The sequence below is a fragment of the Inquilinus limosus genome, assembly GCF_051487185.1.
Classification (GTDB): domain Bacteria; phylum Pseudomonadota; class Alphaproteobacteria; order DSM-16000; family Inquilinaceae; genus Inquilinus; species Inquilinus limosus_F.
The window spans coordinates 113,054-134,669 of sequence record NZ_JAHVDK010000001.1; the positions used below are offsets into that span (position 1 = coordinate 113,054).

The 21,616-nt window shown below is 69.2% G+C and carries 24 protein-coding genes; 9 read left to right on the plus strand and 15 right to left on the minus strand.

Going from position 1 to position 21,616, the window contains the following annotated elements; all coding sequences use genetic code 11:
• Positions 1 to 75 precede the first annotated feature (75 nt).
• On the minus strand, positions 76 to 990 hold the full coding sequence (locus KXR53_RS00570; protein WP_437372359.1) for a pirin family protein: 915 nt from the start codon (positions 988 to 990) through the stop codon (positions 76 to 78).
• Between the two features lie 90 nt (positions 991 to 1,080).
• Here KXR53_RS00570 and KXR53_RS00575 point away from each other — a divergent pair, with 90 nt between their 5' ends.
• The gene (locus KXR53_RS00575) at positions 1,081 to 1,632 is read left to right on the plus strand and encodes a PH domain-containing protein (RefSeq protein ID WP_437372361.1); all 552 of its coding nucleotides are present in this window, start codon (positions 1,081 to 1,083) and stop codon (positions 1,630 to 1,632) included.
• 172 nt (positions 1,633 to 1,804) lie between these two features.
• Here KXR53_RS00575 and KXR53_RS00580 read toward each other — a convergent pair whose 3' ends face one another.
• Positions 1,805 to 2,944: a hypothetical protein gene (locus KXR53_RS00580; protein WP_437372363.1), complete on the minus strand. Its 1,140-nt coding sequence runs from the start codon at positions 2,942 to 2,944 to the stop codon at positions 1,805 to 1,807.
• A 90-nt stretch (positions 2,945 to 3,034) separates the two neighbouring features.
• Between KXR53_RS00580 and KXR53_RS00585 the strand changes: the two genes are divergently transcribed.
• A complete protein-coding gene (locus tag KXR53_RS00585) occupies positions 3,035 to 3,547 on the plus strand; it encodes a GNAT family N-acetyltransferase (protein WP_437372365.1) in 513 nt (170 codons plus the stop codon).
• A gap of 14 nt (positions 3,548 to 3,561) precedes the next feature.
• On the plus strand, positions 3,562 to 4,203 hold the full coding sequence (locus tag KXR53_RS00590) for a glutathione S-transferase family protein (protein ID WP_437372367.1): 642 nt from the start codon (positions 3,562 to 3,564) through the stop codon (positions 4,201 to 4,203).
• A 7-nt stretch (positions 4,204 to 4,210) separates the two neighbouring features.
• Here KXR53_RS00590 and KXR53_RS00595 read toward each other — a convergent pair whose 3' ends face one another.
• Positions 4,211 to 4,681: a helix-turn-helix domain-containing protein gene (locus KXR53_RS00595; RefSeq protein ID WP_437372369.1), complete on the minus strand. Its 471-nt coding sequence runs from the start codon at positions 4,679 to 4,681 to the stop codon at positions 4,211 to 4,213.
• The gene (locus KXR53_RS00600; protein ID WP_437372371.1) at positions 4,621 to 5,073 is read right to left on the minus strand and encodes a cupin domain-containing protein; all 453 of its coding nucleotides are present in this window, start codon (positions 5,071 to 5,073) and stop codon (positions 4,621 to 4,623) included. Before KXR53_RS00600 ends, KXR53_RS00595 begins: the two co-directional genes overlap by 61 nt.
• 155 nt (positions 5,074 to 5,228) lie before the next feature.
• On the opposite strand from KXR53_RS00600, the gene KXR53_RS00605 reads away from it, so the two are divergent.
• From KXR53_RS00605 to lepB, 3 genes are all read left to right on the plus strand, one after another.
• The gene (locus KXR53_RS00605) at positions 5,229 to 6,182 is read left to right on the plus strand and encodes a phytanoyl-CoA dioxygenase family protein (protein WP_437372373.1); all 954 of its coding nucleotides are present in this window, start codon (positions 5,229 to 5,231) and stop codon (positions 6,180 to 6,182) included.
• Between the two features lie 76 nt (positions 6,183 to 6,258).
• Positions 6,259 to 7,083 (plus strand): SDR family NAD(P)-dependent oxidoreductase, encoded by an 825-nt coding sequence (locus tag KXR53_RS00610; protein WP_437372375.1) that lies wholly within the window; start codon positions 6,259 to 6,261, stop codon positions 7,081 to 7,083.
• 67 nt (positions 7,084 to 7,150) lie between these two features.
• A complete protein-coding gene (lepB, locus tag KXR53_RS00615; RefSeq protein WP_437372377.1) occupies positions 7,151 to 7,924 on the plus strand; it encodes a signal peptidase I in 774 nt (257 codons plus the stop codon).
• Between the two features lie 139 nt (positions 7,925 to 8,063).
• Here the strand turns inward: lepB and KXR53_RS00620 are convergent, their stop codons facing one another.
• The 7 genes from KXR53_RS00620 to KXR53_RS00650 all read right to left on the minus strand — a co-directional run bounded on the left by KXR53_RS00620 (position 8,064) and on the right by KXR53_RS00650 (position 14,371).
• Complete coding sequence (locus KXR53_RS00620; protein WP_437372379.1) at positions 8,064 to 8,411, minus strand: RidA family protein; 348 nt, start codon at positions 8,409 to 8,411, stop codon at positions 8,064 to 8,066.
• A 27-nt stretch (positions 8,412 to 8,438) separates the two neighbouring features.
• Entirely contained in the window at positions 8,439 to 9,428 is a 990-nt protein-coding gene (locus KXR53_RS00625; protein ID WP_437372381.1) for an adenosine deaminase, read from the minus strand.
• Entirely contained in the window at positions 9,425 to 10,354 is a 930-nt protein-coding gene (locus KXR53_RS00630) for a DMT family transporter (RefSeq protein WP_437372383.1), read from the minus strand. The genes KXR53_RS00625 and KXR53_RS00630 overlap by 4 nt, the downstream gene beginning before the upstream one ends.
• A 3-nt stretch (positions 10,355 to 10,357) precedes the next feature.
• Positions 10,358 to 11,683 carry a thymidine phosphorylase gene (gene deoA / locus KXR53_RS00635; protein WP_437372385.1) on the minus strand — a complete coding sequence of 442 codons (1,326 nt, stop codon included), beginning with the start codon at positions 11,681 to 11,683 and terminating at the stop codon, positions 10,358 to 10,360.
• A gap of 124 nt (positions 11,684 to 11,807) precedes the next feature.
• Positions 11,808 to 12,224 carry a cytidine deaminase gene (locus tag KXR53_RS00640; protein WP_437372387.1) on the minus strand — a complete coding sequence of 139 codons (417 nt, stop codon included), beginning with the start codon at positions 12,222 to 12,224 and terminating at the stop codon, positions 11,808 to 11,810.
• 3 nt (positions 12,225 to 12,227) lie between these two features.
• Positions 12,228 to 13,196 (minus strand): ABC transporter permease, encoded by a 969-nt coding sequence (locus KXR53_RS00645; protein WP_437372389.1) that lies wholly within the window; start codon positions 13,194 to 13,196, stop codon positions 12,228 to 12,230.
• Positions 13,193 to 14,371, minus strand: a complete 1,179-nt coding sequence (locus tag KXR53_RS00650; RefSeq protein ID WP_437372390.1) for an ABC transporter permease — start codon at positions 14,369 to 14,371, stop codon at positions 13,193 to 13,195. Before KXR53_RS00650 ends, KXR53_RS00645 begins: the two co-directional genes overlap by 4 nt.
• 53 nt (positions 14,372 to 14,424) lie before the next feature.
• On the opposite strand from KXR53_RS00650, the gene KXR53_RS00655 reads away from it, so the two are divergent.
• Entirely contained in the window at positions 14,425 to 14,712 is a 288-nt protein-coding gene (locus KXR53_RS00655; protein WP_437372829.1) for a BrnT family toxin, read from the plus strand.
• Complete coding sequence (locus KXR53_RS00660) at positions 14,705 to 15,127, plus strand: helix-turn-helix domain-containing protein (RefSeq protein WP_437372392.1); 423 nt, start codon at positions 14,705 to 14,707, stop codon at positions 15,125 to 15,127. Before KXR53_RS00655 ends, KXR53_RS00660 begins: the two co-directional genes overlap by 8 nt.
• A 1-nt stretch (position 15,128) precedes the next feature.
• Here the strand turns inward: KXR53_RS00660 and KXR53_RS00665 are convergent, their stop codons facing one another.
• From KXR53_RS00665 to KXR53_RS00675, 3 genes are all read right to left on the minus strand, one after another.
• A complete protein-coding gene (locus KXR53_RS00665) occupies positions 15,129 to 16,712 on the minus strand; it encodes an ABC transporter ATP-binding protein (RefSeq protein WP_437372393.1) in 1,584 nt (527 codons plus the stop codon).
• Positions 16,713 to 16,731: 19 nt separating this feature from the next.
• Entirely contained in the window at positions 16,732 to 17,727 is a 996-nt protein-coding gene (locus KXR53_RS00670) for a BMP family lipoprotein (protein ID WP_437372395.1), read from the minus strand.
• 231 nt (positions 17,728 to 17,958) lie between these two features.
• On the minus strand, positions 17,959 to 18,864 hold the full coding sequence (locus KXR53_RS00675) for a transcriptional regulator GcvA (protein WP_437372397.1): 906 nt from the start codon (positions 18,862 to 18,864) through the stop codon (positions 17,959 to 17,961).
• Between the two features lie 147 nt (positions 18,865 to 19,011).
• On the opposite strand from KXR53_RS00675, the gene KXR53_RS00680 reads away from it, so the two are divergent.
• Positions 19,012 to 19,224 (plus strand): DUF1127 domain-containing protein, encoded by a 213-nt coding sequence (locus KXR53_RS00680; RefSeq protein ID WP_437372398.1) that lies wholly within the window; start codon positions 19,012 to 19,014, stop codon positions 19,222 to 19,224.
• 161 nt (positions 19,225 to 19,385) lie between these two features.
• Here KXR53_RS00680 and KXR53_RS00685 read toward each other — a convergent pair whose 3' ends face one another.
• Entirely contained in the window at positions 19,386 to 21,485 is a 2,100-nt protein-coding gene (locus KXR53_RS00685) for a hypothetical protein (RefSeq protein WP_437372400.1), read from the minus strand.
• Positions 21,486 to 21,616: the final 131 nt, after the last annotated feature.

Consider the following 21,616-nt stretch of genomic DNA (forward strand, 5'->3'; position numbering starts at 1 on the left):
GCATCCAGAAGATGTCGACGCTCTCTGGATTGCCGGGTCAAGCCCGGCAATGACAGAAAGGGCAAGGCTCTCCACTCACCGCTCCGGCAGCGGCAGCCTCTCGGTCTCGTCCGGGATCGCGCCGAAGCGGCCTTCGCGCCAATCCTCCTTGGCCTGCTCGATGCGCTCCCGGCTCCGGGCGACGAAGTTCCACCACAGCTTGCGCGGGCCGTCGAGCGGCTCGCCGCCGAACACCAGCAACCGCGTCTCCTCCAGCGCCTCGACATCGACCTTGTCGCCGGGGCGCAGCACCAAGAGGCGCTGCGGCGGGAAATCGTCGCCGCCGATCCGGATGCTGCCGGAGACGACATAGACCGCCCGCTCCTCATGCTCCGCCGGCAGCGGCAGCACCGCCCCGGCCTCCAGCGCCGCGTCGAGGTACAGCGTCTCGGAGAAGGTGGCGACCGGCGAGCGGGCGCCATAGGCCGAGCCGACGATCAGCCGCACGGTCTTGCCCGCATCCTCGATCACCGGCAGGTCCTCGGCGCCGTGGTGGGCGAAGCTCGGCTCCACCTCCTCGTAAGGGGCGGGCAGGGCGACCCAGGTTTGCACCCCGAACAGGGTCGACCCGGTGGCGCGCAGCGCCGGCGGCGTGCGTTCGGAATGGGCGATGCCGCGTCCGGCGGTCATCCAGTTGACGTCGCCGGGGCGGATCAACTGGCGGGTGCCCAGGCTGTCGCGATGGGTCTGCTCGCCGGCGAAGAGATAGGTCACGGTGGCCAGGCCGATATGCGGGTGCGGCGGCACGTCGATGCCCTCGCCGGCGCCGAACAGCGTCGGGCCCATCTCGTCGACGAAGACGAAGGGCCCGACCGAGCGCTTCTGCATCGACGGCACGGCGCGCCGCACCTCGAAGCCGCCGATGTCGGCGGTGCGCGGGATCACCACGGTCTCGACGAAGGGGCAGGGCGTGTCGCCGATGACCGGGGCGCGGGTCGGTTGCCAGCTCATCGTCTCGGACTCCTGTGCCGGCGGACGCGGATGGACGGCCGTGCGGTTCGACCGTACCCTTCGCTCCGGCATGAGCCAAGGGGAGCGATGATGGCCGAGACCACCCGGGACGCCGCCCAGGACACCCCGACCGGGGCCGCCGGCGAGACGACGATCTGGAAGATCCGCACCGCGCTGCGCGCGACGTTCTACATCTGGGTGCTGGCCGTCGTGCTGGCGGTGCTGCTCGGCCTCATCGGCGGGCCGCTGGCCGCGGTGCCGATCGTGCTGGCGCTCGTCTGGACCGCCTGGCGCTGGCTGACCAGCTATGAGCTGACGACCGAGCGCCTGATCATCCGCTCCGGCCTCCTGGTGCGGAAGCGGGAGGAGGTGGAGCTGTTCCGGGTGCGCGACTTCTCGCTGTCGCGGCCGCTGCACTGGCTGGTGCTGGGGCTGGGCACGGTCGGGCTGACCACGCGCGACCAGTCGGCCCCGAACATCCTGATCGGCCCGATCGCCGCGCCGGAGACCCGGCTGGACGAGCTGCGCCGGGCCACCGTGGCGCGGCAGAACCGGGTGCGGTTCCGCGAGGTCGAGGTCTCCTCGGCCGCCGACGAGCATCATGACGGCCACGCCGATCCCACCGGACCGCTGCCGGGGTAGGAGAGCGCACCGACGGACGGATGGGCCGGAGCCACCCCCTCACCCGAAATCGCTGCGCGATTTCGACCTCTCCCCGAGGAGAGGTGATTTCCCTCTCCTAGGGGAGAGGGAGGGGCCCGGCCCGTCAGGGCCGGGAGGGTGAGGGGGTGGGCGCAGACGGCTGAAGCCGGCCTCACTCGTCGTTGAACGGCCCGATCATCAGCGGCTCGAGCTTGAACCAGTTGCCGAGCTGGCTGTAGGTCAGCTTCACCGGCTTGAGGTCCCAGTACACTTCCGACCGGGTCGGGCCGATGCACTCCATCTGGCCGGACTCGGTCTTCTCGCGGCGGCAGCCGTCCTCGGTGTCGTCATAATAGACGCGGCCGTAGAGGCCGGCCTGGTTCTGTTCCACCGTGCCGAAGAACGCCTCGACATCGGCATCCTTGTTCTCGCCGCCGAAGAACACCTCCTCCGGCTTCACCACCGGCTCGTTGAAGCGCAGGTTGTAGTCGTAATAGCCGGTGTAGTTGCGGCTCTGCCCCTTGGCGTCGGTGAAGCTGCCCTCCTCCTCGACATAACGGATCGAGCCGGTGACCTTGTCGGTATAGGCCTGGTTGCCGATGGAATATTGGAAGGTGATGCCGCTGTTGTCGGTCAGCCAGTTGCCGAGCTCGTAGTCGTAGTCGAGATCGCCCGAGACGCGGGTCTGCGGCAGAAATGAGAACGGCCCCGGCGCCAGCACCAGCCCCTGGAAGGACAGCGGGTCCGGGTTCTTCACCTGGATCGTCACCACCTTGCCGTTGACGGTGCGGGAATACAGCTTGTCCGCCGCCGCCGAGGCGCGGCTGATCTGCTCGCCCAGCTCCCACCAGCGCGTCACCTCGCGGCCCTGGATGACGCCGCCGAACTTGCCGGAGGATTGCTGGCCCTTGACGATGTCGAGCCGCAGATTGCCGGCCTCGGGCTGGTAACGCCCACCCTCGTCGATCGGCGTTTCGCCGCGCAGGATCGCGACTTCCTTGGCGACCTGGCTCGGGTTCTGCGGGTTGTTGACGTCGATCTTCAGGCTGTAGGTGATCGTGTCCTCCGGCTTGCGCTGGGCCGAGCCGGAATAGGCCATCAGATCCGCGACCGTCAGGGTCTCGATGCTGTACCGGTCGAGGCCGATGTTGTTGCGGACGCTGCGCGAGTTGAAGTCGATGGTCATGTGGCCGGCGACCTTGGCCCCGTCCGGCACGGTCTGCAGGCCGCGATTGCCGCTCTGCGCCCAGGCCGGCGCCGCCGCGAGCACGGCGGCAATGGTCGCGACGCCCGCGGTCATGCGATGATTCATGGTCTCCCCCTTCGAATTGCGGTGGGCGGGGTTGTCTCCGCCGGCCCCATACTGGCCTGCATATTGGGGCAGTCGACTCGGGGCTTTTCGATGGCGAAGGCGGGGCAGGGCAGCGGCGCGACCGAAGCCGGGCTGACGGTCCGGCCGATGCGTCGGGACAGCCATGAGATCGCGGCGGTGGCGGCGCTGATCCGCGGCGCCTTCGCGGAGCATGTCGGCCGGCTCGACCCGCCGCCCGGCGCCGTGCGGGAGACAGCGGAGAGCATCGCCGCGCTGCTGGGCCGCGAGCAGGGGCTGGTGGCCGAGGCAGGCGGGGCGGCGGTCGGCTGCCTGTTCCTGCAGCGGCGCGACGGCGGCGACATCTATGTCGGCCGGGTCGCGGTCGCGCCTGAGTATCGCCATGTCGGCGTCGGCCGGGCGCTGATGACGGCGGCGGAGGCCGAGGCGCGGCGGCTGGGCGGCAGCCGTCTCACCCTGGGGGTGCGGCTGGCGCTGGACGGCAACCGCCGCTTCTTCGCATCGCTCGGCTTCGCCGAGGGGGCGCTGCACGCCCATCCCGGCTACGACAAGCCGACCTGGATCGAGATGACCAAGCCGCTCTGACGGAGGGGATAAGGATGGCGGAATACGTGCTGCATTGCTTCGCCCAGTCGGGCAACGCCTACAAGGCGGCGCTGATGCTGGCGCTGTGCGGGGCCGACTGGCGGCCGCGCTTCGTCGACTTCTTCAATGGCGAGACCCGCACGCCGGAGTACCGCGCCGTCAACGAGATGGGCGAGGTGCCGGTGCTGGAGGCCGAAGGCCGCCTGATCAGCCAGTCCGGCGTGATCCTGCATCACCTCGCCCGCCGCTTCGGCAGGTTCGCGCCGGAGGGCGAGGCCGAGGCGGAGGAGGTGCTGCGCTGGATCCTGTTCGACAACCATAAGCTGACCAGCTACACGGCGACGCTGCGCTGGTTCCGGAACTTCGCCAAGGACCCGGCCGATCCGGCGGTGATCGCCTTCCTCGAAGGGCGGGCGCGGGCGGCCTGGAAGGTGCTGGACGGCCATCTCGCCGGACGCGACTTCGTGCTCGGGGCGAAGCCGACCATCGCCGACATCTCGCTGTGCAGCTATCTGTTCTGGCCCGAGGAGATCGGTGTCGACTGGGCGGACGGCTATCCGCGGATCGAGGCCTGGCTCGGCCGCATCCGCGCGCTGCCCGGCTGGACCCCCGCCTATGAGCTGATGCCGGGCCACCCTTTGCCTGGGAAAGGGTAAGGCCGGCTCACCCCCGGAAGCTGCGGCGGAACTCGCGCGGGGTCATCGCCTTCAGCGCCCGGAACTGTCGGTTGAAGTTGGCGATGTTGGGATAGCCGACCTCGTCCGCGATGTGGGCGATCGGCCGGTCGCTGTTGATCAGCAGCGAGCAGGCCTGGCCGATGCGCAGCTGCGCGACGTAGCGCGACACCGTCATCCGCGTGTGCCGGCGGAAGAAGCGGTGGAAGGCCGAGGGGCTGAGGCAGGCCAGGTCCGTCAGCGCCGCGATCGGGATCTCGTCGCGATAATGCGCATGGATGTGGTTCAGCACCCGGTCGATCCGCGCCTGCTCCGGCGCCGCCACGGCGGCCGGAAGCGGGGCCGGGGCGGCCAGCGGCACCCGGCCGTCGTCCCGCGCCAGCGCGCTCAGCACCTCGATCAGCCGCAGAAGGCGGCCGGCGGGGTCGAGATCCGGCATCGCCTCGATCGCCGGGCGCACCGCGGCGGCGGCTCGGCGGAGAAGGCGAGGCCGCGCCCGGCCTCGTCGAGGATGCGCCCGACCGGCCGCAGCTCGGCCAGAGACTCGACCAGCCGCGCCGCCCAGTCCGGTGTGAACCACATCACCAGGGCGATGTGCGGCCGCGTCGGGTCGATCCTTTCGCGCGAGCACCAGGTGTGCGGCAGGTTGGGGCCGACCAGCACCAGGTCGCCGTCGTCGTACTGGCCCAGATGGTCGCCGACATGGCGCTGGCCGCGGCTGTTCAGGGTCAGCGTCAGCTCGAACTCGGGGTGGTAGTGCCACTCGAAGGGAATGGCGTCGTCCAGCCGCCGGTTCAGCAGCGTCCAGGACGCGCCCGGCGGCACCGTCACCTTCTCGAAGACCGGCTGCATGGCCTGAAACTGATACAGGAGGACGGCGGCCAGGCCATCCGACGCGACTCCAGTATCAGTTTTCGGCAGGCGACGCCAACATGGCGAGGCCGGACGGCGATAGAGTCCCCGACATGGGTGGCCGAACGACGCCGCGCCGATCAGGGGAAACGCCGATGGACCGCTATCAGTACGGGGACAACCGGCCGGGCAACGCCTCGGTCGCCTACACCTACGACACCCAGCTCAAGGACATCGAGAAGGCGCTGCCGCTGCGCGTCCTGTCCGAGGCGGACTGGCAGCACTGGACCACCTGGGGCTACGTCATCGTCCCCAACGCGGTGCCGGCCGAGAACATCCGGCGCACCCGGGACCTGCTGTGGGAATTCCAGGAGATGGATCCGAAGGATCCGGAGAGCTGGTACAAGCCGCAGCTGCGCGACCATGCGATGAAGGAGCTGAACAACAGCGGCATGGTCGAGATCTACAACCACCAGTTTCTGTGGGACAACCGGCAGCACCCGCGGATCTACGACGCCTTTGTCGACATCTGGGACACCGAGCGGCTGTGGGTCACGATCGACCGCGCCAATCTGAACCCGCCGAACCGGCAGGCGCGCGGCTTCAACGGTTTCATCCACTGGGACGCCGACACCTCGCTGACACCCTTGCCGGTGAACTGCCAGGGCGTGCTGTCGCTGGTCGACACCGATCCGGAGATGGGCGGCTTCCAATGCGTGCCGGAGTTGTTCCGGACGCTGGAGACCTGGCGCGAGACCCAGCCGGCCGACCGCAACCCCTGGGCGCCGGACACCACCGGCTTCGAGATCAGGAACATCACCATGAAGGCCGGCGACCTCCTGATCTTCAACAGCCTGCTGGCGCACGGCATCCGGCCGAACCGGTCGCAGGACCAGGTGCGGATGGCGCAGTACATCTCGATGACGCCGGCCGATGAAGGCAATGCCCAGCTGCGCGACTGGCGCATCCGCTCCTGGCGCGACCGCGAGCCGCCGCAGGGCTACGCCTTCCCCGGCGACCCGCGGGAATGGGAGAAGACCCGCTACGAGCGTGCCAGGCTGACCCCGCTGGGCGAGAAACTGCTGGGGTTGCGGTCCTGGGACGAATAGCCGCCGAGAGGTTCATGGTGGATCAGTCATCCCCATCTTCTTCCGGTCATCAGACGAAGACAGGGGAGCGCGAGGCATGGACCTGCACGGCAAGACCGTCCTGATCACCGGCTCGACCGACGGGGTCGGCCGCTGGGTCGCGCGCCGGCTGGCGGCCGACGGTGCCCATGTGCTGCTGCACGGCCGCAGCGAGGAGCGCGGCCGGGCGGAGCTGGAGGCGATCCGGGCCGAGGGCGGCAGCGCCGAGTTCCTGCCGGCCGACCTGTCCTCACTGGCCGAGGTGCGGCGCCTGGCCGAGACCGTGCTGGCGCGGCACGACAGGCTCGACGTGCTGATCAACAATGCGGGCATCGGCACCGGCCCGGGTCCGGACCGGCGCGAGACCAGTGCCGACGGGCACGAGTTGCGCTTCGCCGTGAACTACCTCGCCGGCTTCCTCCTGACTCGGCTGCTGCTGCCGGCGCTGCGACGCAGCGCGCCGGCACGGATCGTCAACGTCGCCTCGGCCGGGCAGCAGACGATCGATTTCGACGACGTCATGCTGACCCGCGGCTACAGCGGCCTCCGCGCCTATTGCCAGAGCAAGCTGGCGCAGATCCTGTTCACCTTTGACCTGGCGGAGGAGCTGCGCGGCAGCGGCGTCACCGCCACCTGCCTGCACCCCGCGACCCATATGGACACGACCATGGTCCGGCAGGGCGGCTTCCGGCCGACCAGCACCGTGGAGGAGGGAGGGGAGGCGATCCTGGCGCTCGCGGTCTCGCCCGAGCGGGAGGGCGAGAGCGGCGTCTACTACAACGGCCAGCGTCCGGCCCGGCCGCTGGCCCAGGCCGAGGATCCGGCGGCGCGGGAGAGGCTGCGACGGTTGAGTGCCCGCCTCACCGGCCTCGAGCCGGGCTGATCCTGTCCCATTCGTAACTTGTCCGGGGCCGGGCGCGGCGCGAACGTCGCGGCCTCGGAGGTGCGCCATGGCGACCGATACGGCATCGCAGAACGGAAGAAGCGCCCGGCGCTGGCTGCGCGGCGCGGGCGAGCTGGCGGCGCTGCTGCTGGTGATCGCCATCGGCAAGGCTGCGATCGCCGAGCCCTTCTACGTGCCTTCCGGCTCGATGGAGCCGACGCTGCAGATCGGTGACGAGCTGGTGGCGGCGAAGTTCAGCTACGGCTACAGCACGGCCTCTCTGCCCTTCGGCCTGACCCTACCCGAGGGCGGCCGGGTGCTGGGGCGGCTGCCGGCCCGCGGCGACGTGGTCGTCTTCCGCTGGCCCGGCGATCCGTCCCAGACCTGGGTCAAGCGGGTGGTGGGGCTGCCGGGCGACCGCGTTGCGATGCATGACGGGCGCCTGTGGATCAACGGCGAGCCGGTCGAATTGCGGCCGGACGGCGAGGGAAAGGTGGAGCGCGGCGACGGCACCACCATGCTCGCCGTCCGCCTGATCGAGACGCTGCCGGGCGGGGTCAGCCACCCGATCTTCAAGCGGTTCGCGCAGGGGCCGCTGGACGAGATGCCGGAGGTCACGGTCCCGCCCGGCCATCTCTTCGTCATGGGCGACAACCGCGACAACTCGGCCGACAGCCGCCTGCCCGTGGCCGCCGGCGGGGTGGGCCTCCTGCCGGTCGGCGACCTGGTCGGCAAGGCCGCGTTCGTGGTCGCGTCCTGGGATCTCGGCCGGCGGTCGCAGCCGGTCTGGACCTGGCCCGAAGGCCTGCGGCTGGACCGGTTCTTCTCCGCGATCGAGTGAGGGCGTCGGCGAGGCTGCCTCCCCGCCTGGCCACAACCGTCATGGCGAGCCCCGCAGGGGCGTGGCCATCCAGAGATCGAGACGCTGGATCGCCACGGCGCTTCGCGCCTCGCGATGACGATAGGGAAGGCTGCTGCGATCAGATCGCCGCGGTGACCTGGATCTCGACCCGGTATTCCGGGCCGGCCAGCTTGCTCTCGACCGTGGCGCGGGCCGGGGTGTTGCCCGGCGAGACCCAGCTGTCCCAGGCCGCGTTCATCGCGGCGAAATCGGCGATGTCGGCCAGCCAGATGTTGGCGGTCAGCAGCTTCGTCTTGTCGGTGCCGGCCTCGGCCAGCAGCTTGTCGATCGTCGCCAGGATCTGGCGGGTCTGCTCGCCGACATCCGGCGTCGGCGTGTCGGCGACCTGGCCGGCCAAGAACACGCGGCCGTCATGAATGACGGCCTGGCTCATGCGCGGGCCGACGCCGATGCGCTTGATGGTCATGCAATCCTCTCTCTTCTTCCGGATGGATCAGGAATCGAGCCGCGACAATAGCCGGGCCCGGGTGGGTTCGTCGACGAAGGCGGCTTGCAGCGCGGTGCGGGTCACTTGCCGCAGCGCCGCTTCGTCCAGGCCGAAATGCCGCTCCGCCACCTCGTATTCCCGGCCGATGGTGGTGCCGAAATAGGGCGGGTCGTCGCTGTTCAGCGTCACCTTCACCCCGGCCTCCATCAGCCGGCGCAGCGGATGGGCGCGGTAGTCCGGATAGACCTTGGTGGCGACGTTGCTGGTCGGGCACACCTCCAGCACCACGCCGCGGTCGGCCAGTTCCCGCACCAGGGTCGGGTCCTCGATCGAGCGAACGCCGTGGCCGATGCGTGCGACCGGCAGGCGCAGCGCCGCCCAGACGCTCTCCGGCCCCGCCGCCTCGCCGGCATGGACGTTGCAGGCCAGGCCGGCCTCCTCATGGGCGATGCGGAAGGCCTGGGCGAACAGGCGCGGCGGAAAGCCGGCCTCGTCGCCGCCCATGCCGAAGCCGGTGACCAGCGGATGTGGATGCTTCGCCGCCAGCCTCGCCACCTCGACCCCGCGCTCCGCCCCCAGATGGCGGACGCAGGTGACGATGATGCGGGATTCGATGCCGGTCTCGGCCCGCGCATCCTCGATGCCCTGGACGATGCCGTCGAGATGGCCCTGATAGGACAGGCCGGCGGCCGCGGCATGGTCGGGCGAGGACATCAGCTCGACATAGATCGCGCCCTCGGCGGCGCAGGCCTTGAGGTATTCGTAAGTGACGTCGCGGTAGTCCTGGTCAGTGCGGATCACCGTGCTGGCCAGGTCGTAGACCTTGAGAAAGTGCAGGAAGGTGGTCCAGGCGAACTCGCCCCTGGCGTTGAACAGCTCCGCCGGCAGGGTCATGCCGTGCCGGTCTGCCAGGCGGCGGACCAGGTCCGGGCCGGCCGCCCCTTCCAGATGCAGGTGAAGCTCCGCCTTCGGCAGCATCGCTGCAGCCTCCATCATGATGCCGGGACCCCTGTTCCGGCCGGCGGCGAGGGGGCCCGGCTCCGCGTCTCGCGGTGCAGGATGTAGAGGCCGCTGGCGACAACGATCGCCGAGCCGACCCAGATCCAGAGATCGGGCATGTCGCCCCAGATCATGAAGCCGAGCGCCACGCCCCAGATCATGCCGGTGTATTCGAAGGGCACCACGATCGACGGCGTGGCCACGCGATAGGCCTGGGCCATCATGATCGTGCCGATGCCGCCGAGCAGGCCGAGCAGCGTGAGCAGCCCGGCATCGGTCCAGCTGGGCGTCACCCAGACGAAGGGCATCTGCACCCCGGCGACGACGATGATCACCAGGGTGGCGTAGAAGATCATCGCGGCGTTGGTCTCGGTGCGGCTGTAGAGACGGATCAGCACCATCGACAGGGCGTAGGCCGCGGTGGCGACCAGGGCGATGGCGGCGCCGCCGCCGAAGGCGCCCTCGCCGCCCGGCCGGATCATGATCAGCACCCCGGCGAAGCCGACCAGCACAGCCAGCCAGCGCTTGAGGCCGACCCTTTCGCCCAGGATCGGCACCGACATGGCGGTGATGAACATCGGCGCGGCGAAGCCGATGGCGTAGGCGTCGGCCAGCGGCATCACCGCGAAGGCCCAGAAGAAGCCGAAGGTGCCGACGAGGCCGACCAGGCCGCGCAGCAGATGCGCCCCGACCCGCCGGGTCCGCAGCGCCTCCAGCCCCGGCGGCCGATACAGCATCACCAGCGTCGGTATCAGCCCGATGGTGGCGCGAAAGAACACGATCTGGGCGATCGGATAGTCCGCCGACAGCCATTTGATCATGGCATCCATGACGCACAGCACGAAGACGCCGCCGGCATAGAGGGCGATGCCCTGCGCCGGCGATTGCCTCGCCTGCGGCCCGGTGGCGGCTTGCGTGCCCATGGCTCAGGCGATCCGCTCGGCCACCAGCGGCGGCTGGGCCGGCGCGGCCTCGGCCACCGTGACTGCGGCGCGGATCGCGGCCGCGGCCTGGTCCGCCGCGGCCTCGTCGCAGGCGTGCAGCAGCGCGAGAGGTCGGCCCTTCGGACCGACGGATTCGCCAATGGCGGCGATCTCGGTCAGGCCGACGGCGTGATCGATGCCGTCTTCCGGCTTGGTGCGCCCGCCGCCCAGGGCGACGATGGCGACGCCGATCGCCCGGGCATCGACCGCGGCGACGACGCCGTCGCGCTCCGCCGCGATTGGCCGCACCACCGGCGCCGCCGACAGATGGTCGTCGGCCTTCTCCAGGATGTCGGCCGGCCCGCCCAGATCCCGGACCATTCGGGCGAAGCGCTCGGCCGCGGCGCCGCTGGCCAAGGCGTGCTCGACCTTGATCCGCGCCGCCTCGGCATCGGCGGCGAGGCCGCCGATCACCAGCAGCTCCGCGGTCAGCCGGGCTGTCACCTCCCACAGCCGCGCATCCTTCGGCCCGCCGGTCAGCAGGTCGATCGCCTCGCGCACCTCGACCGCATTGCCGGCGGTGCGGCCCAGCGGCTGGTTCATGTCGGTCAGCAGCGCGACCGTCGGCAGGCCACCGCCATTGGCGACGTCGACGATCGACCGCGCCAGGGCGCGGGCATCGCCGATGTCGCTCATGAAGGCGCCGGTGCCGAACTTGACGTCCATCACCAGCCCGCCCAGCCCGGCCGCCATCTTCTTCGACAGGATCGAGGCGGTGATCAGGTCGATCGACTCGACCGTGCCGGTGGTGTCGCGGATGGCGTAGATGCGGCGGTCGGCCGGGGCGATGTCGCGGGTGGCGCCGACCACGGCGCAGCCGGCCGACCGCACCACCCGGTCCAGCACATATGTCTCCGGCTGGCTGACATAGCCCGGGATCGAATCCATCTTGTCCAGCGTGCCGCCGGTATGGCCCAGGCCGCGGCCGGAGATCATCGGCACGAAGCCGCCGCAGGCGGCGACGATCGGGGCCAGGATCAGGCTGGTCTTATCGCCGATGCCGCCGGTCGAATGCTTGTCCAGCACCGGGCCGGGCAGATTGGCCGCCGACCAGTCCAACACCCGGCCGGACCGCGCCATGGCGCGAGTGAAGGCCACCCGCTCCGGCATCGTCATGCCGCGGAAGAAAATGGCCATGGCGAACGCGGCGATCTGGGCGTCGGTGACGCTGCCGTCGACCGCGCCGCGCACCATCGCCTCGATCTCGGCGTCGTCGAGCGTGGCCCCGTCGCGCTTGCGGCGGATGATCTCCTGCGGCAGCAGCGTCATGTCAGCGGCCCTCGGCCGGCACGGCAGCGGTCTCGGACATGGCGACCCTCGGGCGAATCCGTTTGGACACGGTTGGTTCTTACTAGGACGGGATCGGGTCGGACGCCAGAGCCGTTCTGCGGCGTCAGTCCTGCAGATTCTCCGGCCCGAAGGAATGGGGCAGCAGGGCGTCGAGCGTCGTGGTCATGCGCAGCCCCTCCGGCCCGCAGACATGGATCTTCGTGTCGCCGCGGGCGAACTCCCGGATGCGCTGGCGGCAGCCGCCGCAGGGCGTGCACAGCAGCGCATCGCCAGCGTCGCCGCCGATCACCACGATCTCGGCGATCGCCTTGTCGCCTGCCGCGACCATGACGCCGATCGCCGTCGCCTCGGCGCATTGGCTCTGTGGATAGGCGGCGTTCTCGACATTGCAGCCGGCATGGATGCGGCCATCCTGCGTGCGGATCGCGGCGCCGACCGGGAAATGCGAATAGGGCACATGGGCGCGGGCGCGGGCCCCGCTCGCAGCCTGGAACAGCGCCTCGAAGCCGGGGTCGCTCATGGCTCAGCGTTCCTTGACGTAGGGGATGCCGCTCGCCTTCGGTGCGGTCGCCCGGCCGATGAAGCCGGCGAGCAGGACCACCGTCAGGATATAGGGCAGCGCCTGGATGAACTGCACCGGGATCTCGCCGATGCCGGGGATGACGGTGCCCTGCAGCCGCGCCTCGATCGCCTCCAGGAGGCCGAAGAGCAGGCAGGTGAACATCACCGGCCACGGCTTCCACTTGGCGAAGATCAGGGCGGCGAGGGCGAGATAGCCCTTGCCGGCCGTCATCTCCGGGCCGAAGGAGGCATTCTGCGCCACCGACAGATAGGTGCCGGCGAAACCGCAGAGCACGCCGGTGAGGGCGATCGCCCGGTAGCGCAGCCTGACGACCGAGATGCCGGCGGTGTCCACCGCCGCCGGGTTCTCGCCGACCGCGCGCAGCCGCAGGCCGAAGCGGGTGCGGTAGACGATCCAGGCCACCAGCGGCACGGCCAGGAAGGCGACATAGACCAGGATCGAATGGCCGGAGACCAGCTCGGACCAGATTGGTCCGATCACCGGCACGTCGCGCAGCGTATCGGCCAGCGGCAGCGCGATCTGCTGGAACCGGGCGTCGCCCTCCAGCGGCGGGGTCTGGCCGCCGCGCTGGTACCAGGCGATGCCAAGCGTGACCGTCAGGCCCGAGGCCAGGATGTTGATGGCGAGGCCGGAGACCACCTGGTTGCCGCGATGGGTGATCGAGGCGTAGCCGTGCAGCAGGGCCAGCACGACCGAGACCACCACGCCCATGCCGAGCCCGGCCCAGGCCGACCCGGCATAGGCCGCGGTGGCGGCCGAGGCGAAGGCGGCGGCCAGCATCTTGCCCTCGAGCCCGATGTCGACCAGCCCGGCCCGTTCGGCGAAGAGGCCGGCGAGCGCCGCCAGCACCAGCGGCGTCGAGGTGCGGATCATAGCGTCGAGCAGGGCGACGATGTCGAGCAGGGTCATGAGCCGGTTCCCCGCGCCGCCTGCAGCGCCGGCTCGCGGCGCCGGAACAGCGCCTCGATCCGCGGCCGGAACATGTTCTCCAGCGCGCCGGCGAACAGGATCACCAGCCCCTGGATCACCACCACCATCCAGCGCGTGATCTCCGGCATGTCGAAGTTCAGCTCGGCCCCGCCCTGGTAGAGGGCGCCGAACAGCAGCGCCGCGAAGATGATGCCGAAGGGATGGTTGCGGCCCATCAGCGACACGGCGATGCCGACGAAGCCGGCGCCGGCGACGAAGTTCAGCAGGATGCGCCGCTGCACCCCCATGATCTCGTTCAGCGCGATGAAGCCGGCGAGCGCGCCCGAGATGCACATCGCCAGGATGATGATGCCGGCGACCGAGATGCCGCCATAGACCGCGGCGCGGGGATTCAGCCCGACGGTCCGCAGGGCATAGCCCCAGCGGGTGCGCCAGACGAAGATCCAGACGAAGACGCAGCAGGCGAGCGCCCACAGGAAGGACAGGTTCAGCGGCAGCCGCCGCATCCGGATCCCGAACCAGGACAGGACCTCGCTGATGGTCGGCAGCACGGTACCGGCGGCGAAGGCCCGGCTCTCCGGCGACTGCTGGCCCGGCGCGATCAGCACATGGACCATCAGATAGACCATCAGCGACGAGGCGATGAAGTTGAACATGATCGTCGTGATGACGATGTGGCTGCCTCGCTTGGCCTGGAGATAGGCCGGGATGAAGGCCCAGGCGGCGCCGAACAGGGCCGCGGCGACGATCGCCAGCGGCAGCACCAGGATGAAGGGCAGGAAGTCGAGATAGAGGCAGACGAGGCCGACCCCGAGCCCGGCGACATAGGCCTGGCCCTCGGCGCCGATGTTGAACAGCCCGGCATGGAAGGCGACCGCCACGGCCAGGCCGGCGAAGATGAAGTTGGTGGTGTAGTAGAGCGTGTAGCTCCAGTTCGGGAAGCTGCCGAAGGCGCCCTTCAGCAGCAGCCCCGCCGCGCGCACCGGGGTGTAGAAATAATCCGCCCCGGCCAGCGTGCCGTCGGCGTACTGACCCCAATAGATCACCAGCACCACCAGCCCGGCGGCGATGAAGGCGAGGACCAGGTTGACCGCCGGGATCAGCCCGATCGACACCCAGCGCGGCACCGCGGCCGGACGGCCGAGGGCGCTCATTCCATACCTCGCATGGGGTGCGCGTTCTCGCGCCGCAGGCTGGATTGTTGAAGGTGCGCCAATGGCGTACTATCTTTGCAATGCAGATCGAGTTCGATCCCCGCAAGGACGCCATCAATGTCGAAAAGCACGGCGTATCGCTGGCGCGGGCGGTATCGCTGTTCGCGAACCTGAGCGTCGATCGGCTCGATCTCCGTCGCGACTATGCCGAACAGAGACGGATCGCTTACGGCTATGTCGAGGGACGGCTTTTCGTCTGCGTCTATACCGAGCGCAGCGAGAGGCGCCGCATCATTTCGCTTCGCAAGGCCAACAGCCGGGAGGTCAGGCGCTATGGCTGACATGGTCCGCAGCAAACCCGATGGATCCTTTGTCGTGCTTCGAGACGACGGCAGCGAGGTTCCATATGCGCCGGCGCCGACCGACTGGGCGGCGATCGACGCCATGACGGATGATGAAATCGCCGCCCGCATCGCGGCGGATCCGGACGCCGCCCCTGATCTGACGCTGCCGCAGGTCCGGCGGATCTTCATGATCTCGCGCCGCGCTGCCGCACCCGCATTCCGCGTCAAGGCGCTGCGGCGCGCGCTGGGGTTGTCCCAGCCAGAATTCGCCAGGCGGTACGGCCTTCCTCTGGCGACGGTGAGGAACTGGGAACAGCGACGGCGCGTGCCGGACGAAGCCGGCATGGCCCTGCTGAAGGTGATCGCCGCCGATCCGGAAGGCACGCGCCGGCTGCTGGAGGAGACCACATAGCTCATTCCGCCGCCTCCTGCTGGACGCCGGCCATCATCAGGCCCAGCGACTGCTCGCTGGCGCCGTCGGCCGCGACCTCGCCGACGATCATGCCGTCGAACATCACCAGGATGCGGTCGGCCAGCGAGCGGATCTCGTCGAGCTCGACCGACACCAGCAGGATCGCCTTGCCGCTGTCGCGCAGCGCCACCAGGCGGCGGTGGATCGCCTCGATCGCGCCGATGTCGACGCCGCGGGTCGGCTGGCCGACCAGCAGCACCTGCGGGTCGCGCTCGACCTCGCGGCCGACGATGATCTTCTGCTGGTTGCCGCCGGAGAAATTGCCCGCCTTGAGATGCGGGTTGGGCGGCCGGACGTCGTAGTCGCGCATCAGCCGCTCGCAATGCGCCACAACCTTACGGCCGTCGGTCATCACCGCGCCGTTATAGGCCGGGTCGTCGTGATGGCCGAGGATCGAGCATTCGGCGGCGGTGAAGGCGGTGACCAGCCCCTCGCGGTGCCGGTCCTCAGGCACATGGCCGACGCCGAGGCCGCGCAGCGTCCTGGCGTCGACATGCGGCAGGGTCGAGAGCGCGGTGCCGCCGACCACGATGTCGCCCTTGGCCGGCCGCACCATGCCGGCCAGCGCGGCCAGCAGCTCCGACTGGCCGTTGCCGGACACGCCGGCGATGCCGACGATCTCGCCGGCGCGCAGGGCGAAGGACACGTCCTTGACCCGGCGCACACCCTGGCCGTCGACGACGTCGAGGCCGTGCACCTCCAGCAGCGTCTCGGCCGGCCGCGCCGGGGTCTTGTCGACGCGCAGCAGCACCTTGCGGCCGACCATCAGCTCGGCCAGCTGTTCGCGGCTGGTGTCGCGGGTGGCGACATTGGCGACGACGCGGCCCTGCCGCATCACCGTCACCGCGTCGGTGATCGCCATGATCTCGCGCAGCTTGTGGGTGATCAGGATCACAGTCTTGCCCTGGGCCCGCAGCGCCGCGAGGATGCGGAACAGGTGGTCGGCTTCCTGCGGCGTCAGCACGCCGGTCGGCTCGTCCAGGATCAGGATGTCGGCACCGCGGTACAGCGCCTTCAGGATCTCGACCCGCTGCTGCAGCCCGACCGGCAGGTCGCCGACCACGGCGTCGACCGGCACCTCGAGGCTGTATTCGCGCTCCAGCCGCTGCAGCTCCGCCCGCGCCCGGGCCTTGCCGCCGGCCAAGAGGGCACCGCCTTCGGCGCCCAGGATCACGTTCTCCAGCACGGTGAAGGGTTCGACCAGCATGAAGTGCTGGTGCACCATGCCGATGCCGGCCGCGATCGCGTCGCTGGAGGAGGTGATGCGCTGCGGCCGGCCGTTGACCAGGATCTCCCCGCTGTCGGCCTCGTAGAAGCCGTACAGGATCGACATCAGGGTCGACTTGCCGGCGCCGTTCTCGCCGATGATCCCGTGGATCGTGCCGGGGGCGATCGTCAGCGAGACGTCCTGGTTGGCCCGGACCGGGCCGAAGCTCTTGTTGATGCCGCGCAATTCGATGGCCGGCGGTCCCCCCGCAAGGGAACCGCCGGCCACCGCGGCGCGGGTCACGCCGTCATTGTCCATCTGCGCTCTGGCGCCGCCGTCACAGCGGGCAGGAGTTGTTGGTGCGGTAGTCCACCACCTGGATCGAGCCGTCGATGATGCCCTTCGCCGCGGCGTCGACCTTCTGCTTCATCTCCGGCGTGATCAGCTTGGCGTTGTTGTCGTCCAGCGCCCAGCCCACGCCCTCCTCCTTGAGGCCGAGCACCTTCACGCCCGGCTTCCAGCTGCCGTCCTGTGCGGTCTTGAAGACATCGTAGGCGGCGACGTCGACGCGCTTCAGCATCGAGGTCAGGACCGAGCCCGGATGCAGGTGGTTCTGGTTGCTGTCGACGCCGATCGACAGCTTCTTGGCATCGGCCGCGGCCTGCAGCACGCCGAGGCCGGTCGCGCCCGCCGCGGCATAGACCACGTCGGCGCCGCGGTCGAACTGGCTCCGCGCCAGTTCGCCGCCCTTGGTCGGGTCGTTCCAGGCGGCCGGGGTGGTGCCGGTCATGTTCTGCAGCACCTTGATGCTGGAATTGGCGTAATGCGCGCCCTGGACGTAGCCGCAGCCGAAGGCGCGGATCAGCGGGATGTCCATGCCGCCGACGAAGCCGACCGTGCCGGTCTTCGAGGCCAGCGCCGCCAGCACGCCGACCAGGAAGGAGCCCTCCTGCTCCTTGAACACGATCGACTGGACGTTCGGCTTCTCGACCACCGCGTCGATGATCGCGAACTTCACGTCCGGGAACTCCTCGGCCACGATCTCCAGCGCCGGCGCCTGGGCGAAGCCGACGGCGATCACGACATTGGCGCCGTTCTCGGCCATGCGGCGCAGCGCCTGCTCGCGCTGGGATTCGTTGGTGACCTCGAACTCGGCGATCTTGATGCCGGACTCGTCGGACCACTTCTTCGAGCCGTTGTAGATGCCTTCGTTGAAGGAGCGGTCGAACTTGCCGCCCATGTCGAAGACCACTGCCGGCTTCACCTCCTCGGCGAACGCAGCCCCGGCCACGAGCGCCGTGGAGAGGGCGAGGGCGGAAAGAAGCTTTTTCATTGTTGGAAGACGCTCCCTGTCGAACCAAGAGTCAGAACATATCTGCCATGCGCATGGGGCGCCAGCGCCGCGAGGGTCTGGACGCCCGAGGCATGAGCGGGAGGATGTGGAAAAGCTGACCAAACGGTCAAAACAATTCTTCACTGAAACCGGGCGGCCGCACGATCGCGGCGATCGTGCTTTCGGCGCCGTGTGGATCATCGGCCGGGACCAGCCCCTCGCCGAAGGCCCTCAACCAGCGGCCGTGGCCACCAGCCAGTCGCGGAAGGCGCGGACGGCCGGGCGGTCGATCGCATCGGTCCGGCACAGGAAGTGATAGGCGTAGTCAGCCACCTGGCTGTCCGGGAACGGCCGGACTAGCCGGCCACTGGTCAGGTCGTCGGCCATGATCGAGCTGCGGCCGATGGCCACCCCTTCGCCCGCCGCGGCGGCCTGCAGCATCATGTGGCTGTCGCTGTAGCGCGGCCCGCGCCGGGGGTCGACATCGTCGAGCCCGAAATGCAGCAGCCATTGCTGCCAGGTGACCCAGGGTTCGTCGTCCCCGGTCAGTACGTCGTGGATCAGGGTGTGGTGGCGCAGATCCTCCGGCCGGCGCAGCGGATTCGGCCCGTCATGCAGCAGCTTCGGACTGCACACCGGGAACACCTCGTCGCCAAGGAAGCGCTCGACATAGAGGCCGGGCCAGCCGCCGCGGCCGTAGCGCAGGGCGATGTCGACCCGTTCGCGCCGGAAATCCACGGCCTGGTGCTGGGCCCGGACCTCGATCTCGATGCCCGGGTTGAGCCGCCGGAACTCACCCAACCGCGGCAGCAGCCAGCGCACGGCGAAGGAGGGCAGCACCGTGACCGACAGCACGGTCTGGCCGCCATCGGCCCGGACCCGCGCCACCGCCTCGGCCAGGCGGTCGAAGCCGCGGGTCAGCTGCGGCGCCAGGGTCCGGCCTTGCTCGGTCAACGCCAGACCGCGCGCCAGGCGCTGGAACAGGGCGAGGCCGAGATACGCCTCCAGCGCCTTGACCTGATGGCTGACCGCGGCGGGCGTGACCGCGAGCTCGTCGGCCGCGTCGACGAAGCTGAGATGGCGGGCGGCGGCCTCGAAGGCGCGAAGGGCGTTCAACGGTGGCAGGCGGCGCGCCATCGGATCGGGCCGGTCGGAGCGATAGAATTTCTAAGCCATAGCACGAGAAAGCCTCGTTTGTCGAAGCGAGAACGAAGGCGCAACTATCAAGGCAAGGGAGGTCGCCCTGCCACGGGGCGGCCGCCTCTGGAAGCAAGGAGAACCGCCATGTCCACCACCGGATTCTCGCTCACCACGTCCCGCAACGCCGCCGCCGGCGGGGGCTTGGTCCTGCGCCTGATCGACCGGGTGCTGGAGTGGCAGGACCGTGACCGGCAGCGCCGCCACCTGTCCACCCTCGACGATCACATCCTGGCCGATGTCGGCCTGAGCCATGGCGACGTCGAGTCGGAGGTCCGCAAGCCGTTCTGGCGCGCCTGATCTCGAGCGGCCCGCTAGAGAGAGCTCTTCGGAATTCCGAACATCGTCATTGCGAGCGCAGCGAAGCAATCCAGGGGCAGCACGCACCGGCCCCTGGATTGCTTCGTCGGCTTCGCCTCCTCGCAATGACGACGAGGGATGCGCTCTGTGAAAAGGTCTCGCTAGAGCCTGAGAATGTGCAGGCCTCCCGTCCCTGTGAACACGAACAGGCGGCGGCCCGGCATCACCCGCAGCCGGCGGGCCTCGGCCGGAAGGTGATATCGGTTCAGCAGGGTCGGCTGGCGCGGGTTGCGGACATCGATCTCCTCGACATCACCGTCTGCCGCGACGAACACCGTCCCGGAGCCGAGTGCGATCGCCGGACCACCCTGGCCGGCCGCGTAGAACCCGACGCGGACCGGCCGGCTCGGCTGGCTCACATCCAGGATGTGGAGGCCGGTTGAGCATCGCAGATGGATGGTCCTGGCGTCGTCGCTGAGGGCCAGGTCGCTCGAGAACGCGCAATCGTCGGTGTAGCGTCCGATCTCGTCGATCTGCGAGGGGTTGCTGACATTAAAGATGCGCAGTCCCCCCGGAGGACCGCCTGCGGCGTCCGGCGCGGTGGCCGCAAAGAGCAGCGTTCCGGCCAACTGCAGCCGCTCGACACGGGTGTCCACCGGAATCGAATCCCGCACGACCGGACGGGCAGGGTTCGACACATCGACGGACGTCACCGAGCCCCCGTTCGTGGCTGTGCCGAGATAGACATGCCGGCCTTTCCCCGAGATCGCGGAGGAGAATTCGGCGGGTAGGCGCCCCAGTTCGCGCGGGGACGACGGATTGCTGAGGTCAACGACAATCAGCCCATAGCCCCAGGCTGCCAGATAGGCCCGCCTGCCATCGACCGACATGTCCTCGAAGGCGCGGGCCTGCTTGGCTTTCGGCAAGTCGGCGTAGAACTTTCCCGTCGGTATGAGATCATCGTCGTTCGCCGAGCTCAGCCCATAGACGTTCTGGAGCAGGATCAGGTTGCGGTCGATGAGGGCCGCGTCCCTGACATCGGCGCCGCCGATGGTGTCGACGACGCTGGCCAGGCGTGGGGATGCCGTCCTGCCCGTGTCGAAGAGAGCCAGCTGATCGGTGGTGGTGGCCACCCATCCCCATTGGCCCTGCACGGTGGTCGTTTCCGCGGCGAAGGCATTGTCGAAGTCGGCGCGGCCGACCCGGCGGATCGGCAGGCGCAGGCTCCAGGCGCTGACGCCGGAAGCCCCGAAGCCGTAGGCCTTGTCGCCGGCGATGAAGCCGTTGAAGAGAGCTTCCCCCGGCGCCGCGCTCCCCCACAGCAGCGGCGGGCCTCCCCACGGCGGCAGGTAATACAGATTGACACTCAACCCAAATCCTACCGCGAGCGGCCAGGAGAACTGGAGGCGGAAATTATCGAACCCGTCCAGATTTTCACTGGCCACCTTCTTGGGAAAATTCTTTCGGCTGTTGTCGAAAACCTGCAGCAGGGTGTCGCCCAGGAACGTCCGGCCAGCCGTGAAGATGCGGTTGCCGGCCATGCCGACCACATCGGCGGGGCCGCCCTCGACCACTCTGATGGCTTTGGGGTAGAGCGGATCGGCCAGGGAGTGGACGATAAGGCCTCTTTCGCTGTCGAACGCATAGAGAAAATCCCCATCGATCGAGATCGCCGTGATGGTCTCGGGCGATGCGCTTTTCCGAAGGGTGCCGCCGTCGACCAGCCTTGGTCGCCCCGGATCGAGGAGGGAATAGATGGCCAGGCCGGAGGTGCCGTCTTGTCGTCGCCAGCTCGCGTAGAGATATCGGCCGCGGGACGCGATCGCGGTGATGACGCCGGCGAGCGGCTGCCGGCGCGTGTCGCCGGCCAGCCGGGGCGCCTCCGGATTCCGGTAGTCCCATGCCGTTATGGTGGATCCGGCCGGAAGATAGACGAAGTCGCCTCGCTTGAGAGGGATGCCGATCTGGCCGCCATAGGCCGTTTGATTGGCCCGTGTCGCCAGATCCTGCGAGTGGGCCAGGCTCGCTCCGGATATCGCGAGGGCTAGCGCCAGCGCCATCTGCTTTGAATATCGAAGTGTCTTCTGCCGCACACGCTCCGATAAACTTATCGTTTCATATTCCCCCACGATCGGCTCCTTGTTGACTGGGTTCGTTTTGGCAGGTGCCAACATTCGGTGTTGAGGCCATTGAACCGTCATGGCGAGCCCCGAAGGGGCGTGGCCATCCAGGGCGGCTCGCACCGGCCCCTGGATGGCCACCCCGCTCCGCTCCTCGCCGTGACGGGGAAGGGGGGCGAAGAGCCGATGCCAGTGCCGGGATGGACGAGCGTTCTCAACGGGATGCGGGCGAACTCACGAAGGACATGCTGCACGATCGACGTAGGCATGGA

Coding starts and splice junctions, on each gene's coding strand:
- KXR53_RS00570 (WP_437372359.1), bottom strand. CDS start 990: ATGAGCTGGCAACCGACCCGCGCCCCGGTCATCGGCGACACGCCCTGC.
- KXR53_RS00575 (WP_437372361.1), top strand. CDS start 1,081: ATGGCCGAGACCACCCGGGACGCCGCCCAGGACACCCCGACCGGGGCC.
- KXR53_RS00580 (WP_437372363.1), bottom strand. CDS start 2,944: ATGAATCATCGCATGACCGCGGGCGTCGCGACCATTGCCGCCGTGCTC.
- KXR53_RS00585 (WP_437372365.1), top strand. CDS start 3,035: ATGGCGAAGGCGGGGCAGGGCAGCGGCGCGACCGAAGCCGGGCTGACG.
- KXR53_RS00590 (WP_437372367.1), top strand. CDS start 3,562: ATGGCGGAATACGTGCTGCATTGCTTCGCCCAGTCGGGCAACGCCTAC.
- KXR53_RS00600 (WP_437372371.1), bottom strand. CDS start 5,073: ATGCAGCCGGTCTTCGAGAAGGTGACGGTGCCGCCGGGCGCGTCCTGG.
- KXR53_RS00605 (WP_437372373.1), top strand. CDS start 5,229: ATGGACCGCTATCAGTACGGGGACAACCGGCCGGGCAACGCCTCGGTC.
- KXR53_RS00610 (WP_437372375.1), top strand. CDS start 6,259: ATGGACCTGCACGGCAAGACCGTCCTGATCACCGGCTCGACCGACGGG.
- lepB (WP_437372377.1), top strand. CDS start 7,151: ATGGCGACCGATACGGCATCGCAGAACGGAAGAAGCGCCCGGCGCTGG.
- KXR53_RS00620 (WP_437372379.1), bottom strand. CDS start 8,411: ATGACCATCAAGCGCATCGGCGTCGGCCCGCGCATGAGCCAGGCCGTC.
- KXR53_RS00625 (WP_437372381.1), bottom strand. CDS start 9,428: ATGATGGAGGCTGCAGCGATGCTGCCGAAGGCGGAGCTTCACCTGCAT.
- KXR53_RS00630 (WP_437372383.1), bottom strand. CDS start 10,354: ATGGGCACGCAAGCCGCCACCGGGCCGCAGGCGAGGCAATCGCCGGCG.
- deoA (WP_437372385.1), bottom strand. CDS start 11,683: ATGACGCTGCTGCCGCAGGAGATCATCCGCCGCAAGCGCGACGGGGCC.
- KXR53_RS00640 (WP_437372387.1), bottom strand. CDS start 12,224: ATGAGCGACCCCGGCTTCGAGGCGCTGTTCCAGGCTGCGAGCGGGGCC.
- KXR53_RS00645 (WP_437372389.1), bottom strand. CDS start 13,196: ATGACCCTGCTCGACATCGTCGCCCTGCTCGACGCTATGATCCGCACC.
- KXR53_RS00650 (WP_437372390.1), bottom strand. CDS start 14,371: ATGAGCGCCCTCGGCCGTCCGGCCGCGGTGCCGCGCTGGGTGTCGATC.
- KXR53_RS00660 (WP_437372392.1), top strand. CDS start 14,705: ATGGCTGACATGGTCCGCAGCAAACCCGATGGATCCTTTGTCGTGCTT.
- KXR53_RS00665 (WP_437372393.1), bottom strand. CDS start 16,712: ATGGACAATGACGGCGTGACCCGCGCCGCGGTGGCCGGCGGTTCCCTT.
- KXR53_RS00670 (WP_437372395.1), bottom strand. CDS start 17,727: ATGAAAAAGCTTCTTTCCGCCCTCGCCCTCTCCACGGCGCTCGTGGCC.
- KXR53_RS00675 (WP_437372397.1), bottom strand. CDS start 18,864: ATGGCGCGCCGCCTGCCACCGTTGAACGCCCTTCGCGCCTTCGAGGCC.
- KXR53_RS00680 (WP_437372398.1), top strand. CDS start 19,012: ATGTCCACCACCGGATTCTCGCTCACCACGTCCCGCAACGCCGCCGCC.